The organism is Burkholderia theae (genome assembly GCF_048565265.1).
Classification (GTDB): Bacteria; Pseudomonadota; Gammaproteobacteria; order Burkholderiales; family Burkholderiaceae; genus Burkholderia; species Burkholderia theae.
This window is the reverse complement of record NZ_CP183463.1, coordinates 461,696-477,386: the sequence shown is the minus strand read 5'-3', so window position 1 is coordinate 477,386 and position 15,691 is coordinate 461,696. Positions and strand designations below refer to the sequence as shown.

The window sequence follows — 15,691 nt, the reverse complement described above, 5'->3', positions numbered from 1 at the left end:
GCGGCGCGCGGGCGGCCCACCGGGGCGTCCGCGCGCATACTGCGAGGCATGAGCGTATGACCGAACCCTTGCTGACGATGCGCGGCATCGTCAAGGATTTCGACGGCGTGAAAGCGCTCGACGGCATCGACCTGATGGTGCGGCCGGGCGAGTGCGTGGGGCTGTGCGGCGAGAACGGCGCGGGCAAATCAACGCTGATGAAGGTGTTGTCGGGCGTTTATCCGCACGGTACGTGGGACGGCGAGATCCGCTGGGAAGGCGCGCCGCTCGTCGCGTCCGGCGTGCGCGACACCGAGCGCGCGGGCATCGTGATCATCCACCAGGAACTGATGCTCGTGCCCGAACTGTCGGTCGCCGAGAACATCTTCCTCGGCAACGAGATCACGCTGCCGGGCGGGCGCATGCACTACGCGGCGATGGTCCAGCGTGCCGAGGCACTGCTGCACGAGTTGCGGATCGACTCGATCAACGTCGCGCAGCCGGTGATGAACTACGGCGGCGGGCACCAGCAACTGATCGAGATCGCGAAGGCGCTGAACAAGCGCGCGAAGCTGCTGATCCTCGACGAGCCGTCGTCGTCGCTGAGCGCCGCGGAGACGCGGATCCTGCTTGATATCGTGCGCGACCTGAAGCGTCGCGGCGTCGCGTGCGTGTACATCTCGCACAAGCTCGACGAGGTCGAGGCCGTGTGCGACACGGTGACCGTGATCCGCGATGGCCGCCATGTCGCGACCGAACCGATGCGTGCGCTGACGACCGACCGGATCATCGCGATGATGGTCGGCCGCGAGATCCGCGACCTGTATCCGCGCGAGCCGCACGAGATCGGCGACGTCGTGCTGGAGGCGCGCCACGTGACCTGTCGCGACATGACGAACCCGCGCCGCAAGCGGGTCGACGACGTGTCGTTCAGCGTGCGGCGTGGCGAGATTCTCGGCGTCGCCGGGCTCGTCGGCGCGGGCCGCACCGAGCTGATGCAGGCGATCTTCGGCGCGTATCCGGGCGCGTGCACGGCGACCGTGCTGATGAACGGCCGGCCGCTCACGATCCGCTCGCCTGCCGACGCGATCCGCGCCGGCATCGCGATGGTGCCCGAGGATCGCAAGCGCCACGGCATCGTGCCGCAGCTCGGCGTCGGCCACAACATCACGCTGGCGGTGCTGCGGCGCTTCGCGGCGCGCGGGCGGATCGACGCGGCCGCCGAGCTGGACGCGATCCGCACCGAGATGCAGCGGCTGTCGGTGCGCGCCGCGCACCCGTTCCTGCCGATCTCGAGCCTGTCCGGCGGCAATCAGCAGAAGGCGGTGCTCGCGAAGATGCTGCTGGCCGAGCCGCAGGTGCTGATTCTCGACGAGCCGACGCGCGGCGTCGACGTGGGCGCGAAGGCCGAGATCTACCGGCTCGTGTTCGCGCTCGCGAAGCGTGGTGTCGCGCTGATCGTCGTGTCGTCGGAAATGCCCGAGGTGCTCGGGCTCGCCGATCGCGTATTGGTGATCGGCGAAGGCGAACTGCGCGGCGATTTCGTCAACGACGGTCTGACGCAGGAACAGATTCTTGGCGCCGCGCTGAAACCCGGCCGGCTGCCGACCGAACCCACCGCAACGAGCACGACATGAATTCCGAACTTTCCTCCTCTACCGCCGCGACGCCGGACGCCGACACGCGCCGTCCGACCGGCCGTCCAACTGGCCGTCCGCTTCGCCAGATTTTCGTGCGCTACAAGGTGCTTGCGCTGCTGTTCGCGGTCGTGGCGATCTGGGCGTTCTTCTCGGTGCTGACCGACGGCGCGTTCGTCACGCCGCGCAACGTGTCGAACCTGCTGCGGCAGATGTCGATCACCGGCATGCTCGCGTGCGGGATGGTGTTCGTAATCATCGCGGGCGAGATCGACCTGTCGGTCGGTTCGCTGCTCGGGCTGCTCGGCGGTGTCGCGGCGATTCTCGACGTGAACCGCCACTGGCCGCTTGCCGCGACGGTGCCGACCGTGCTCGCGCTCGGCGTGCTGGTCGGGCTCTTCAACGGCTGGTGGTCGACCTACCGGCGCGTGCCGTCGTTCATCGTCGGGCTGGGCGGGATGCTCGCGTTTCGCGGGATCCTGCTCGGCGTGACGGGCGGCTCGACGATCGCGCCCGTGTCGGACGGCTTCGTGTTCCTCGGGCAGGGCTATCTGCCGCGCATGGCGGGGGACGGCCTCGCACTGTTGCTGTTCGCGCTCGTCGTGCTGCTGGTCGTGCGACAGCGCGGCACGCGGCGCCGCTACCGGCTCGCGGTCGCGCCGGTGTGGCAGGACGCCGTGAAGATCGCGGGCGCGGGTGCGGTGCTGTTCGCGTTCGTCGCGACGCTCGACCGCTACGGCGGCATTCCGGTGCCGGTGCTGCTGCTGCTCGCGTTGCTCGGCGTCTTCTCGTGGATCGCGACGCAGACCGTGTTCGGCCGGCGCATCTATGCGGTCGGCTCGAATCTCGAGGCAACGCGGCTGTCGGGCGTCGATACCGATCGCGTGAAGCTCGCGATCTTCGCGCTGATGGGGCTGATGTGCGCGTTCGCCGGCATCGTGAACACCGCGCGGCTCGCGGCCGGCTCGCCGTCGGCGGGCACGATGGGCGAACTCGACGCGATCGCCGCATGCTTCATCGGAGGCACGTCGATGCGCGGCGGGTCGGGCACCGTCTACGGCGCGCTGATCGGCGCGCTTGTGATGGCGAGCCTCGACAATGGCATGTCGATGCTGGACGTCGACGCGTACTGGCAGATGATCGTCAAGGGCGCGGTGCTGGTGCTGGCGGTGTGGATCGACGTGGTGTCGCGGTCGAACCGGCGGTGACGCGGCGCCCGGGCGGCGGTCAACGAGAGGAAGTCATGAAACGGAACCCGGTTCCCATGCCCGGTATCTCCGCGCTGGCGGCCGCGCTGCTCGCGAAGCCGGACGTCGAACACGGCTACGCGCCGGTGCTCGGCCTGGGCGATCCGCGCGACCGCCGCGTCATCGCGGATGCGTTGCGCGCGCTGCTGCGCGAGCGCTCCGAAGCGCTCGCGTTCGCGATGCGCGTGGCGGACGAGCGCAACCAGCCGAGGCCCGACGCGAACGATTTCGCGCTGACCGACATCATTCGGCTGGCGCGTGTCGTCGAGCGCGCTGAGCGATGCGGCGACGCGATGAACGAGGCCACCCGCGTCGGCGCGCGCTGACGCACGAGGGGCCTGGCAGGCGCCGTTCGTCGTCGACGCTGTCGCGCGAATCCAGCTCGAACGCTACCGCTTCCTTTCCTCGCATGATTGTCTCCGGTCGATCGGTTGCCGCATCGATCTGGATCGACACGCCCGATCGGCGAACACATTGCCGATCACTCGATAAAGAATGGACTCCAAGCCATCGACAAGTCCCGCGGAGGATGGACAACCAAGATTCATAGGGTTGCCGCGGATGCTCGAACAGCCACAACGGTTCGCGCTGTCGCCTGGCCAAGCAGGCGATGCACTGATCCTGCAGATCCATGTCGAGTCGTGGCGGGTTGTCTTCGTGAGGCTGTTTCTTCGGGATCGTGAGCGATGGGTGTCCTGGACACGAGTCATTCCACGGCCGTCAAGACCGGATTTGCCTTTCTTGGCGCAAAGATCCCGTCAGACGACGCAATTCGTCCAGCAGTTTGACGGCGGGTGCTGGCAGAGTGCCGCGCCGGCGCCTGAACGCGGTTAAAGTGCGTTGCGCATCCAGGCCTTCAATATTCAGAGCGTCGATGACGCCAGCCTTGCTTTCGGTGTCGTACATCGGTTCGGCCATCCATGAGACAAAGCCACATCGTGCTACAAGGCTTTTGAGCACGGTTACCGAACGGGTCTCGACTGCAATGGCCGGCATGGGGAGACCCCGGGCTTCGAAGGTTTCTTGCATATGGGCATAAGGTCCGGTTCCCTTGGGCGTGAGTGCCCACCGTTGTGTCAACGTGTCGTCGAGTCGAAGACTGCGCTTCGAGCGCAATGGATGATCGGTCGCCGCGACCACGTAACTCCTGTCGGTCCATGAACAATCGGAGAGCGCGGCGACATCCTCGGTTTCGATTCCCGATGTGCAAAGCGCCAGGTCGATTTCGTAAGTGAGCAAGCCTTCGACGAGGCGATCCCACACGCCTTCAATCACCTCGACGCGCAGATTGGGCCATTTCTCGAGCACACACGCGATGGCCATCGGCAAGACGAGGCTCGCTATGCTGCCCACCGCGCCAACCTTGATGACGCCTTTCGCCAGGCCGCGCATCGCGTCCAGTTCCTCGCGCGCCTGTTCGGCTTCCCTTTGCAGCAACATGGCATGCGGCATCAACGCTTCACCCAGCGCGGTCAGCTGCATCCCTTTGGTGTGGCGCTCGAAAAGCGGCGCCCCTACGGACTCCTCAAGTCGCTTGATCGATCTGCTCAGCGCTGGCTGGGTCATGTCCAGCATGGTCGCGGCTCGTCCCAGGCTACCCGCGGAAACGATCGTGGTGAACATCATCAACTGCTGCAGATTGAAACTCATCGCGGCGAACCAGATTGAAAGGGGTTAAAGGGATCGAACAAGATCCCGAGTTGTCCAGCGCTAGGTGTCTTCCCTGAAAGGGATCTCCGTGTACGCTCACTGCGGCTGCCGGAGAGTCGGTGATGACCGCGGACAGCCTTGACTGGTAAGGCCTCCGGGCGGAATAGGCTCATCCCGCAACCAGGCAAGCCTATGCCAAAATGTAATGACTTTAAGCATTTTTGGCAATTTTCAAACAAGGCATCGGATCCCATACTGCGGCTCATCCAATCACCGCCAGCCTGAGTGGCGAACCGCAGAGGACTCGAGATGCAACGAAACACAAGTGGGCAGCCGACCGTTCGCGATGCAGTCGTGGACATGATGCGGCGCCTCGGAATGACATCGGTGTTTGCCAATCCCGGTTCAACCGAGCTACCCATGTTCCGCGACTTCCCGGAGGACTTCCGGTACGTGCTGGGATTGCAGGAAGCGGTCGTTGTCGGTATGGCAGATGGATATGCCCAGGCGACCGGCAATGCCGCGCTGGTCAATCTGCATTCGGCCGCCGGTGTCGGCAATGCGATGGGCAACATATTCACGGCCTTCAAGAACCGGACGCCAATGATCGTGACTGCCGGCCAGCAGGCCCGTTCGATTCTGCCGTTCGATCCGTTTCTGTCGGCATCGCAGGCAACCGAGCTGCCGCGCCCCTATGTGAAGTGGAGCATTGAACCGGCTCGTGCAGCGGATGTTCCGCTTGCGCTCGCTCGTGCCTACCACGTGGCGATGCAGGAGCCGCGTGGCCCGGTGTTCGTTTCCATTCCGGTCGACGACTGGGATCAGCCGGCCGACCTCGTCGAGGTGACACGGGTCAGCACCCGGTTCCGCGCCGATCCGGTACGGATTGCGGAGATCGGCGACGCGCTGGATAGCTGCAAACGGCCGGCCATCGTCGTCGGCGCGGAACTCGATCGTGCCGATGCCTGGAGTGAGGCGATCCAGCTGGCCGAGCGCCACAATGCGCGGGTGTACGTTGCGCCCATGTCGTCGCGCTGCAGCTTCCCTGAAGATCATCGGCTTTTCGCCGGATTCCTTCCGGCGATGCGCGAAAAAATCGTTCGGATTCTGGATGGGCATGACCTGATCTTCGCAGTCGGGGCGCCGGCCTTTGCGTATCACGTCGAAGGCAGTGGGCCGCATGTGCCTGATGGCGCGGCGTTGTACCAGCTCATCGACGATCCGGCTACCGCGGCGTGGACCCCGGTCGGCACGTCGGTGGTGGCGAACATTCGCTTGGGGCTTGCGGACCTGCTCGCCCGTCCGGCGCCGCATGGCCGGCCTCTACCGGCTGCTCGCGAAGTCGTCGAGCGAGCCGAGCCCACGGCGCTCATGTCGGTCGCGTATGCGTTGCAGACGCTGTCCGAGGTCCGCGACGCAGCGGATATCGTGGTCGAGGAGGCGCCCAGTTCGCGGCCCGTCATGCAACGTTATCTGCCGTTCACGCGCAGTCAGACGTTTTACACGATGGCAAGCGGCGGCCTGGGCTACGGCATGCCCGCCGCGGTGGGCGTGGCTTTGGGCAAGCCCGGCAGTCGCGTGATCGGGCTCATCGGTGACGGCTCGACGATGTATTCGCCGCAAGCGATCTATAGCGCGGTCCAGCTCGATCTCCCGATCACGTTTGTCATCCTGAATAACGCCCGCTATGCCGCCTTGCAGGAATTCGCGCCCGTATTTGGCTTCTGCGCGTCGGATCCGGTGCAGGGCACCGACCTCCCGGGGCTGGATTTCGTTTCTCTGGCCAACAGCATGGGTTGCAAAGGGGTTCGAGTGAGCGACGCGCCGTCGCTGAAGTCCGCGCTGGAAGACGCGTTGTCTTCAGGCGAAACGCGCCTTGTAGAAATTGTCGTGGCCTGACCGAGAGTCGATGGTTCGACAGGTTGGCTATTCAAACATATTCCAGGAGACGGTAATGAATCAGGTAGCGATGCTAATCAACGGCGAGCGTACGACGGCTCGTGATGGGGCGACCTTCGAGCGCCGCAACCCGCTCGATAACACGGTTGCGTCGACGGCGCCAGCCGCGACGGTCGCCGATGCGCAAGCCGCGGTGCACGCTGCGGCCGCCGCGTTTCCCGCATGGTCGGCGATGGGGCCCGGCGAGCGACGCGCATTGCTCAATCGCGCCGCAGACGCACTCGAAGGGAAGGGCGACGCTTTCGCGCTGGCAATGGCAACCGAAACCGGCGCGTCCCGCCTGTGGGCAGACTTCAACGTCAAGCTGGCGGCCGACGGGTTGCGCGAAGCTGCTGCGATGATCACGCAGATTTCGGGCGAAGTGATTCCCTCGGACGTGCCCGGCAGTCTCGCGCTTGGGGTTCGACAGGCCGCCGGCGTCGTGCTCGGCATCGCACCGTGGAACGCTCCCGTCATCCTTGGCGTGCGGGCCATCGCGTTGCCGCTGGCTTGCGGCAATACCGTCGTGCTCAAAGGTTCCGAAATTTGCCCCGCGACCCACGGCCTCATCATCGAGGCGTTGCAGGAAGCCGGACTGCCACGTGGCGTTGTGAACTTCGTGACGAATGCACCGGCGAATGCCGGCGACATTGTCGAATCGATCATTGCCGAGCCGGCGGTCAGACGTGTGAACTTCACGGGTTCGACCCGCGTCGGCCGCATCGTCGCTGCCCAGTGCGCGAAATATCTGAAGCCTTCAGTACTTGAACTTGGCGGAAAGGCTCCGTTTCTTGTTCTTCACGATGCCGATATCGAAGCTGCAGTTCAAGGCGCAGCATTCGGGGCGTTCGCCAATTCCGGTCAGATCTGCATGTCCACCGAACGCATCGTCGTCGACACGAAGATCGCCGATGAGTTCGTCGCGCGACTGGCCGAAAAGGCGAAGAGCCTGCCGCTTGGCGATCCGAGAAAGGGCCCGGTCGTACTCGGCTCCGTCGTAGACATGGCGACCGTCAGGAAGTGCAACGACCTGATCGACGACGCGCTGGCGAAAGGTGCGACGTTGCTGTGCGGAGGAAAGTCCGAGACCACGCTCATGCCGGCCACGTTGCTCGATCACGTCACGGCGGACATGCATATCTATCGAGAGGAGTCGTTCGGGCCCGTCAAGGCGATCGTCCGCGTCAATGGAGACGAAGAGGCCATCGCCTGCGCAAATGACAACGAATATGGTCTGTCGGCGGCAGTCTTCAGCCGTGACGTTGCGCGTGCCTTGACGGTAGCGAAGCGTATTGAGTCCGGGCTTTGCCACGTCAATGGGCCGACGGTTCACGACGAGGCGCAAATGCCGTTTGGCGGAATGAAGTCCAGTGGTTTTGGGCACTTCGGTGGCAAAGCCGGGATCGCGGAATTTACCGATCTGCGCTGGATCACGGTGCAAACGACGCCTCGTCACTATCCGTTCTGACGGTTGCTGCGGCCGGGGCACGTCTTTCTCATGGTGGAAGAGACGAGCCTCCGGATCGCGGGTGCGAGCAAAACAACAACGATACACCGGTGAGTAGCGTTCGCTCCTGGAACGACGAGCGATCACCTCAAGGAGACTGCAATGCCTATTTTCAATGTTGAGTTGTCGCTCGATCGCACCGGGTGCGGGTCTGTCCGGGGGGCGAAATGAACGATCGTAATCTCCGCCTGCCGACCGTAGACATAGGCCGCACCCTCGATGACGGACCGTTCTCTGCGTTTCAGCGAATGGTCGTCTTTCTCGCCGCGCTTGCGATCGTGATGGATGGATTCGACGGGCAACTCATCGGGTTCGCCATTCCCAGCTTGATCAAGGAATGGGGCATTACGCGCAATGCATTTGCGCCAGCGGTTGCCGCGGGCCTCGTGGGCATGGGTATAGGTAGCGCATTCGCAGGGCTCTTCGCGGACAGGTTCGGGCGGCGCTGGGCAATTATCGGGAGCGTGCTGATATTTGGCGTGGCGACGAGTTCGATTGCGCTGTCGCCCGACGTCATGACCATTGCGATCCTGCGCTTCGTCGCGGGACTGGGTATCGGTGGCGCGCTGCCGAGCGCGACGACCATGACCGCGGAATTTACGCCTGCTCGCCGGCGGACGCTCGCAGTGACTGCGACGATCGTTTGCGTACCGCTGGGGGGCATGCTTGCCGGACTGTTCGCGAGCGTTGTGCTGCCTCACTATGGCTGGCGGGGACTCTTTCTCATCGGAGGCACGCTTCCCGTCGCGCTGGCGCTCCTGCTGTTTCTCGTCATGCCGGAATCGCCGCGTTATCTTGCCCGTCATCACGAACGCTGGAATGAACTGCGTCGCCTGCTGACCCGCATGTCCCGCGCGATTCAGCCGGACGCCGTGTTCGCCGATCAGAAGGAGCAGAAGGCGGGAGAGCGTCCAGGCTTTCGTGCGTTGTTCGCGGACGGCCAGGGCCGCGACACGATCGCAATCTGGATCGCTTTCTTCATGAACCTGATCGCGGTCTACAGCGCTTTCAGCTGGCTGCCGACGATGCTTGCCGGCGAGGGGCTCAGCCCGTCGGTGGCAGGTTCAGGTCTCACCGCCTACAACCTGGGCGGTGTCGTCGGCGCACTGGGCTGCGCAGTGGCAATCGGCCGGTTCGGGTCGCGCTGGCCTTTGCTCGCGTGTTGCCTGATGGCATCCGCGAGCGCGCTTTTCCTGCGCGGTCTCGACGTCTCCGCCCACGCGACGTTGCTTGTGTTCGGCATCGGTTTGCACGGCCTTTTCGTGAACGCGGTTCAGTCGACGATGTACGCCCTTTGCGCCTACGTCTATCCAACCGGGATACGCGCGACCGGGACCGCATCCGCGCTCGCATTCGGGCGGCTCGGCGCGATTCTCAGCGCGTTCGCGGGGGCATTCGTGATCACGCAGGGCGGGGCGTCTGCGTACCTGGGCATGCTGGGTGGCGCGATGGCGATGGTCTTTATCTGCCTGATGATCGTGCATCGTCATATTCCGCCCGTCGACCAAGCATGACGTCAGTCTCGAGGGCGACGTTTGCCACGGGCTCCGCGCAGAGCAGGTAACGGCGTCGCTCATGTTGAATCGAATTTCAGAAAGCACCTGACAGTACCTTCAGTTGGAGATTTTATGCGCACTCAAGTCGGTATTATTGGCGCCGGTCCCGCCGGCCTCCTTCTTTCTCATCTTTTGCACCTGAAGGGTATCGAATCCGTCGTGCTCGAAACCCGCGAACGCGAGCAGATTGAATCGACGATCAGGGCGGGTGTACTCGAGCAGGGGACGATGGATCTGCTCGAAGCGTCCGGTGTCGGCGAACGGATGAAGGCGGAAGGTGCGTTGCATCACGGCTTTGAACTTGCGTTCGACGGAAAGCGGCGACGCATCGACCTCAAGGCGTTGACCGGTCGGTCCATCACCGTCTATGCGCAGCACGAAGTCATCAAGGATCTGGTGGCGGCTCGCGTTGCAGCGGGCGGGGAAATCCTGTTCGGTGTCTCGGATGTCTCGATTCACGACATCGACACCTCCGCCCCGTCGATCCAGTTCGTGCATCAGGGGCAGGCACACACGCTGGACTGCGATTTCGTGATCGGATGCGACGGTTCGCAAGGGGTATCGCGTTCGGCGATTCCCGAGAGCGTTCGTCGCGATTTCGAGCGCGTTTATCCCTTCGGCTGGTTCGGCATTCTGGTTGAAGGTGCGCCCTCCGCCGACGAGCTGATCTACGCACGTCACGATCGTGGCTTTGCTCTGGTCAGCACCCGTTCGCCGACGGTTCAACGTATGTATTTCCAGTGCGACCCGAAAGATTCCGTGGATACGTGGTCCGACGATCGGATCTGGGCCGAAATGCACGCACGAGTCGACTCCGCCGATGGTCAGCGCGTTGTCGACGGGAAGATTTTTCAGAAGAATATCGTCGGCATGCGAAGCTTTGTCTCGACGACGATGCAGCATGGCCGGCTGTTTCTTGCCGGCGATGCCGCTCATATCGTTCCTCCCACCGGAGCCAAAGGCCTCAACCTGGCCGTCTCCGACGTACGGATCCTGAGCAGTGGACTCGACGCGTATTACCGGAATGGCGATGAAGTGCAACTCGCCTCGTACAGTCAGTCCGCGCTGAAGCGGATCTGGAGAGCGGAGCATTTCTCCTACTGGATGACCCGCATGATGCATCGCCTCGATGACGCATCGCCGTTCGAGCAGCAGTTGCAGGTTGCCGAACTCGAACATGTGACCACGTCCGAGACTGCGGCGAGGTCCCTGGCCGAAAACTATGTCGGGAGCGTCGTCGTCTAGCTTTCGACATTCGTGCAATTGCTTTGTCGTCTTCCGGTTCGAACGATCGAGAGAGGCGCGCGAAACTGGAGTACAGCGCGCCTCATGTTTTCGCATCACGATTTACTCTGACAGTACGCAAATCATGACAACAGGATCTCCCGGCATTTTCTCCGTCAGCGACTACCGTGACGAAGCCAGACGGCGGCTGCCACGAATGGTGTTCGACTATCTGGAAGGCGCGGCGGACGATGAATCGGGACTGAGGCATAACCGTTCCGCGTTCGATAAGTTGCAGTTGTTGCCACGCCGACTGTCGGATGTCAGCACGCGAGAGCAGTCCGTGGAGCTTCTGGGCCAGCGGCTTCCATCACCGCTGGTGATCGCACCAACGGGCCTCAATGGCGCATTCTGGCCCAAAGGCGACCTCGCACTTGCGCGCGCAGCGGGCAACGCCGGTATTCCGTTTGCACTATCGACGGCGTCCAACATGTCCATCGAAGAGGTGGCAAAAGGGGCTGACGGAGAACTGTGGTTTCAACTGTACGTGGTTCATCGCAACCTCGCGAAGAGCCTGGTCAATCGTGCCCGTGCGGCTCGCTATTCGACCTTGATCCTCACCACCGATGTAGCGGTCAACGGCTTTCGCCAGCGCGATCTTCGCAACGGATTTACCATGCCGTTCAAGGCAAGTGCGCGTGCGGCTGTCGACGGACTATCGCACCCGCGTTGGCTTTGGGCTTATCTGATGAACGGCATGCCGGAGTTGAAAAATTTCGCGACGGATGACGCATCGGACACCGCCTCCCAGGCAGCGATTCTTCGCAGACAGATGGATGCGAGCTTCAGTTGGGACGACCTGCGCCGTTTGCGGGACGAATGGCCGGGCAAACTCCTTGTCAAGGGCATCGTGACGGCTGAAGATGCGGCGCGGTGCGTCGAGCTCGGTGCGGACGGCGTGATCGTTTCCAACCACGGCGGCAGGCAACTCGCCGACCTGCCCGCCACTGCCGATGTGCTGCCGGATATTGTCGAGCGCACCTCCGGGGCGACTGTCATTCTCGACAGTGGCATACGGACGGGGGCCCACGTTGTCAAGGCGATCGCCTTGGGGGCACATGCGGTGATGCTGGGGCGCGCTACTTTATACGGGTTGGCAGCCAGAGGGGAAATCGGCGTGAGCGACGTCATCGAGATGATCAAACGGGAAACCGACCGGACGCTCGCCCTCATCGGTTGCCGCTCGGTCGGTGAGCTCGATCGCAGCTATATTTCGAAGCGCCCCTCGTAGGTTTTTGCGCATTGACGCCGGATTCTGGATGCGCAATGGTTCGGGATAGCTACCCGCGTATTTGCCGTCGGAATTTTGTGCCATGAATAAAGTGATTACTACGGATCATTACCATCGCGACGACAGGCTGTTGGCATGGGCGGATCAGGTTCGGGCCAGTTGCGTCCCCATGGTTTTCCGGACCGAGTCCGATCAGGGATTTCGTGGGGAGATCTCCAGCGTGAGCACCGACGGCGTGTGCGTGTCCCGGATCTCGGCGGTCGATCACGTTGCGGCGCATGACTGGGACGAAGTTCGGCGTACGGCGGACGACTACCTGCTCGTGTCGATACAGATCGAGGGACGCGGTGCGATCGAGCAGGATGCCCGCACCGCGTTCGTCGCCCCTACCGACATGGTGCTGTTTGACTCGTCGCGCAATTTCGCCTGGCATTTCTCCGGGGAGCATTACACGATCCGCTTTCCACGCAAGGCGCTGGAGAACCTGGTGCCGTGTGGCCGGCAGCACACCGCGGTGAGGATTCCCGCCGCGACCGGGATACGCCGAATCGCCGCGGACCATATCGCGTCCCTGCACAGAGCGCTTTCGTCGGACGAAGGCGCCGTGGCGGGCTGCGCGAGGCTTGCCGATGTGACCGCAAATCTGGTCGCCCTGGCGCTGGCCGATTATTTCAACACGGTTCCCCTGCCCAAATCCAACGTGAAAGAGATGCACCTGCTCAGGGCACGTGCGTTCATCAAGGATCGTATTCACGAACCGGAATTGGGACCCGAGCAGGTCGCCGACGAGCTGGGCGTTTCCAGCCGTTATCTTTACCGGCTGTTCGCCGAGGTCGGGGAGTCGATTGGCGAGATCATCTGCACGACCAGGCTCAATGGGTGCGGCGAGTGGCTTCAGCAACGCGCCTACGCAAACCGCTCGATTACCGATATCGCGATGGCATGGGGTTTCAATAATGCATCGCATTTCAGTCGTACGTTTCGACGTCACTTCGGAATGTCCGCGCGCGACTACCGTGCGAAGCATCAAGACGTTTTCTGAATCGGCCTTGAGTTGGCTGCGCAGCGATCCCGCCTGCTGGCAGCATATGTGAAATTCCTGTTCTGTCTGAGTCAAGCGGCCGCCATATTGGCCCGGGACACTTCATCCACAACGTTGCGGGCGTCCCGCCCCGCGAGTCGTGGAGGAGTATCTTGGCTCTCAACCATCCCCAATATAAAGCGGCCGTGGTGCAGGCCGCCCCGGCGTTCCTCGATCTTCAGGCAGGAATCGAAAAATCCATACGCTTGATTGAGGAGGCCGCACAGGCCGGCGCCGACCTGATCGCATTCCCCGAAGTCTGGCTGCCGGGCTATCCGTTCTATGTCTGGCTCGGTACGCCGGCCTGGTATATGAGCAAAGGCTATGTTCAGCGTTATTTCGACAACTCGCTGAGCTACGAGAGTCCGGAAGCCGATGCACTGCGGGACGCGGCGAGAAAAAACCGTATCACGGTGGTGATGGGGCTTTCGGAGCGCAAGGGTCACTCGTTGTATATCTCCCAATGGATTATCGGCCCCGACGGAGAAACGCTCCTGCAACGACAGAAGCTCAAGCCTACACACCTCGAGCGGACCGTTTTCGGTGACGGAGAGGGCAGTGGCTTGACCGTGATCGACAGCCCGCTGGGCAAGCTTGGCGCGCTTTGTTGTGCCGAACACGTGCAACCTCTGACCAAAGCCGCGATGTATGCGCAAGGCGAACAGGTTCACGTTGCCGCCTGGCCGAGCTTTTCCCTGTATGAATTCGCCAGCGCATTGAGCCACCAGGTGAACAACGCGGTTACGCGGACCTATGCCGTCGAAGGCAGTTGCTTTGTCCTTGCGCCTTCGACAGTCGTCACCGAAGAGATGGTCGAGAGTCTCTGCGACACCGCGGACAAGCGTCAGCTGTTGCGGGCAGGCGGCGGCCATAGCGTGGGATACGGGCCCGACGGGGCGGAGCTGTTCGAAAAGATCGACGAAACCGCAGAAGGCCTGCTCTACGCCCATATCGATCTCGGCAAGCAATCGCTTTCGAAGTGCGTTTTCGATCCCGCGGGGCATTACTCCCGGCCGGACGTTGTTCGATTGCTGATCGACCGGCGACCGCGCCCCCCTTTCACCGAGATTCTCGATAAAACGCCGGCGGAGACGGTTGCCGATGGCCAACCGTCGGCAGACAACGGCTGCTTGTTCGAGTTTGCGACAAGTGGAGCAGATCGGTAGCGGGACCATCGAGCTCGCGGTGGCATTCCATGGCGAGCCGGTTCATGGGTTTTACGTCGCAGCCGTGTTTGATTGATGTCGATTGGAACTGGATGGTTTTTCTTCGGAATAACAGCAATCCAGTCATGACTTTATATTTAGGATGTCGATATGAAATACAAAGAAAATAGAGACTACGAATGGAAGATGGTCATCTTTCTTGCGGTGCTGTTCGGAATCGTCGGTCTCGACCGTCTGGTTATCGTGTACCTGTTTCCGGTTCTTCTGCCGGAACTCAAACTGAATAACACGCAGGCCGGCGCCATCGCCTCGGTTCTCGCGTTGACCTGGGCAATTTCGACATGGGTGCTCGGGAGTCTGTCCGACCGCTATGGGCGTCGCAAGATTCTGCTCGGGTCTTCGATTTTCTTCTCGGTGATGACATCCTTTACCGGGGTCGCCAAGTCGTTCCACAGCATGCTGCTCGTGCGCGGCCTCCTTGGCGTCGGAGAGGGGGGCGTCTTCAGTGCCAGCGTCGCGACCATCGATGAAATATCGACGCCGCGTCGGCGCGGCTTGAATCTGGGCATCCACCAGTCGTTCTTTCCCCTTCTGGGTATCGGCCTTGGACCGATCATCGCTACCCAGCTCGTGATGCATATGCGTTGGGAGTGGGTGTTTTTCGTTCTCGGTATCCCGGGGCTTCTGCTGACGTTCCTGATCGGCAAGACCATGCGAAAGTCGGAGGCAGGTCGAGATAAGCAGGCCCGAACGGCATCGGCCGGCCCCTTGACCGTGCTGCGTTACAAGAACATCTGGTTGACCACGGTAATTGGATCACTTTTCCAGACGGGCCTGTTCGTTTTCTCGACGTTTGTCGCGCTCTATCTGACCAAGGTGGTGGGCCTCAGTCTCGGCACGGTTGGCCTGATCATATCCGGATGGGGTTTCGGCGGATTCATCGGGATGATCGCTGTTCCGGCGATGTCTGATCGGCTCGGTCGGCGTATCGTGCTGGTCGTTTCCGCGGCTTGCTATGGGGTCCTGATGTTGGCGTTCGTTCTTTGCCACGCTTCTCCGATCGTCATGTTCTGCAACCTCTTTGCCGCCGGGATTTGCGGCTTCGGCATCGCACCGCTCTTTCTTGCCGTGATTCCCTGCGAATCCGTACCGCCCACTCTGACGGGCTCCGCCGTGGGCGTTCCCACCGCTGTCAGTGAACTCATCGGCGGGGTCCTGATGCCGGTGGTGGCAGGTGGGCTTGCCGACACATTCGGTCTTGGTTATCCGATGCTGATCGTCGGGGGCGTGTCGTTGGTTAGCGCACTCGTGGGAATGTTTCTCGAGGAAACGGTGCCCGCTGCTACGTCGAAGCATTCCGTCTCGAACATAGACGCGGTCTGAACGTCGGGGAAAGCGCCGGTGGATTTGAGGCC

Annotated in this window: 12 protein-coding genes and 1 pseudogene; 12 read left to right on the top strand and 1 reads right to left on the bottom strand. The window is 62.4% G+C overall.

What is annotated here, in order from left to right; all coding sequences use genetic code 11:
• The first annotated feature begins 56 nt into the window (after window positions 1–56).
• The 4 genes and pseudogenes from xylG to ACN22W_RS34880 all read left to right on the top strand — a co-directional run.
• The gene (gene xylG / locus ACN22W_RS34895; protein ID WP_193102542.1) at window positions 57–1,616 is read left to right on the top strand and encodes a D-xylose ABC transporter ATP-binding protein; all 1,560 of its coding nucleotides are present in this window, start codon (window positions 57–59) and stop codon (window positions 1,614–1,616) included.
• Window positions 1,613–2,824 carry a sugar ABC transporter permease gene (locus tag ACN22W_RS34890; protein ID WP_419690584.1) on the top strand — a complete coding sequence of 404 codons (1,212 nt, stop codon included), beginning with the start codon at window positions 1,613–1,615 and terminating at the stop codon, window positions 2,822–2,824. The genes xylG and ACN22W_RS34890 overlap by 4 nt, the downstream gene beginning before the upstream one ends.
• 35 nt (window positions 2,825–2,859) lie before the next feature.
• A complete protein-coding gene (locus ACN22W_RS34885; RefSeq protein ID WP_419690583.1) occupies window positions 2,860–3,189 on the top strand; it encodes a hypothetical protein in 330 nt (109 codons plus the stop codon).
• 165 nt (window positions 3,190–3,354) lie between these two features.
• A pseudogene (locus ACN22W_RS34880) lies at window positions 3,355–3,478 on the top strand (IS5/IS1182 family transposase); the annotation flags it as partial.
• A 105-nt stretch (window positions 3,479–3,583) separates the two neighbouring features.
• Here ACN22W_RS34880 and ACN22W_RS34875 read toward each other — a convergent pair.
• The gene (locus ACN22W_RS34875) at window positions 3,584–4,513 is read right to left on the bottom strand and encodes a LysR family transcriptional regulator (RefSeq protein WP_419690582.1); all 930 of its coding nucleotides are present in this window, start codon (window positions 4,511–4,513) and stop codon (window positions 3,584–3,586) included.
• 309 nt (window positions 4,514–4,822) lie between these two features.
• On the opposite strand from ACN22W_RS34875, the gene mdlC reads away from it, so the two are divergent.
• The 8 genes from mdlC (at window position 4,823) to ACN22W_RS34835 (ending at window position 15,659) form a co-directional block, all read left to right on the top strand.
• Window positions 4,823–6,412, top strand: a complete 1,590-nt coding sequence (mdlC, locus tag ACN22W_RS34870) for a benzoylformate decarboxylase (protein ID WP_419690581.1) — start codon at window positions 4,823–4,825, stop codon at window positions 6,410–6,412.
• A gap of 55 nt (window positions 6,413–6,467) precedes the next feature.
• Window positions 6,468–7,919, top strand: coding sequence for an aldehyde dehydrogenase (locus tag ACN22W_RS34865; protein ID WP_419690580.1), 1,452 nt, complete (start codon window positions 6,468–6,470; stop codon window positions 7,917–7,919).
• Window positions 7,920–8,125: 206 nt separating this feature from the next.
• Entirely contained in the window at window positions 8,126–9,472 is a 1,347-nt protein-coding gene (locus ACN22W_RS34860; RefSeq protein WP_419690579.1) for an MFS transporter, read from the top strand.
• Window positions 9,473–9,586: 114 nt separating this feature from the next.
• The gene (locus ACN22W_RS34855) at window positions 9,587–10,759 is read left to right on the top strand and encodes a 4-hydroxybenzoate 3-monooxygenase (protein WP_419690578.1); all 1,173 of its coding nucleotides are present in this window, start codon (window positions 9,587–9,589) and stop codon (window positions 10,757–10,759) included.
• A gap of 196 nt (window positions 10,760–10,955) precedes the next feature.
• Window positions 10,956–12,029, top strand: a complete 1,074-nt coding sequence (locus tag ACN22W_RS34850) for an alpha-hydroxy-acid oxidizing protein (protein ID WP_419690577.1) — start codon at window positions 10,956–10,958, stop codon at window positions 12,027–12,029.
• Between the two features lie 82 nt (window positions 12,030–12,111).
• Window positions 12,112–13,071, top strand: a complete 960-nt coding sequence (locus tag ACN22W_RS34845) for a helix-turn-helix domain-containing protein (protein ID WP_419690576.1) — start codon at window positions 12,112–12,114, stop codon at window positions 13,069–13,071.
• Window positions 13,072–13,223: 152 nt separating this feature from the next.
• Window positions 13,224–14,276: a carbon-nitrogen hydrolase family protein gene (locus tag ACN22W_RS34840; RefSeq protein ID WP_419690575.1), complete on the top strand. Its 1,053-nt coding sequence runs from the start codon at window positions 13,224–13,226 to the stop codon at window positions 14,274–14,276.
• A 150-nt stretch (window positions 14,277–14,426) separates the two neighbouring features.
• On the top strand, window positions 14,427–15,659 hold the full coding sequence (locus ACN22W_RS34835; protein WP_419690574.1) for an MFS transporter: 1,233 nt from the start codon (window positions 14,427–14,429) through the stop codon (window positions 15,657–15,659).
• The last annotated feature ends 32 nt before the right edge of the window (window positions 15,660–15,691 follow it).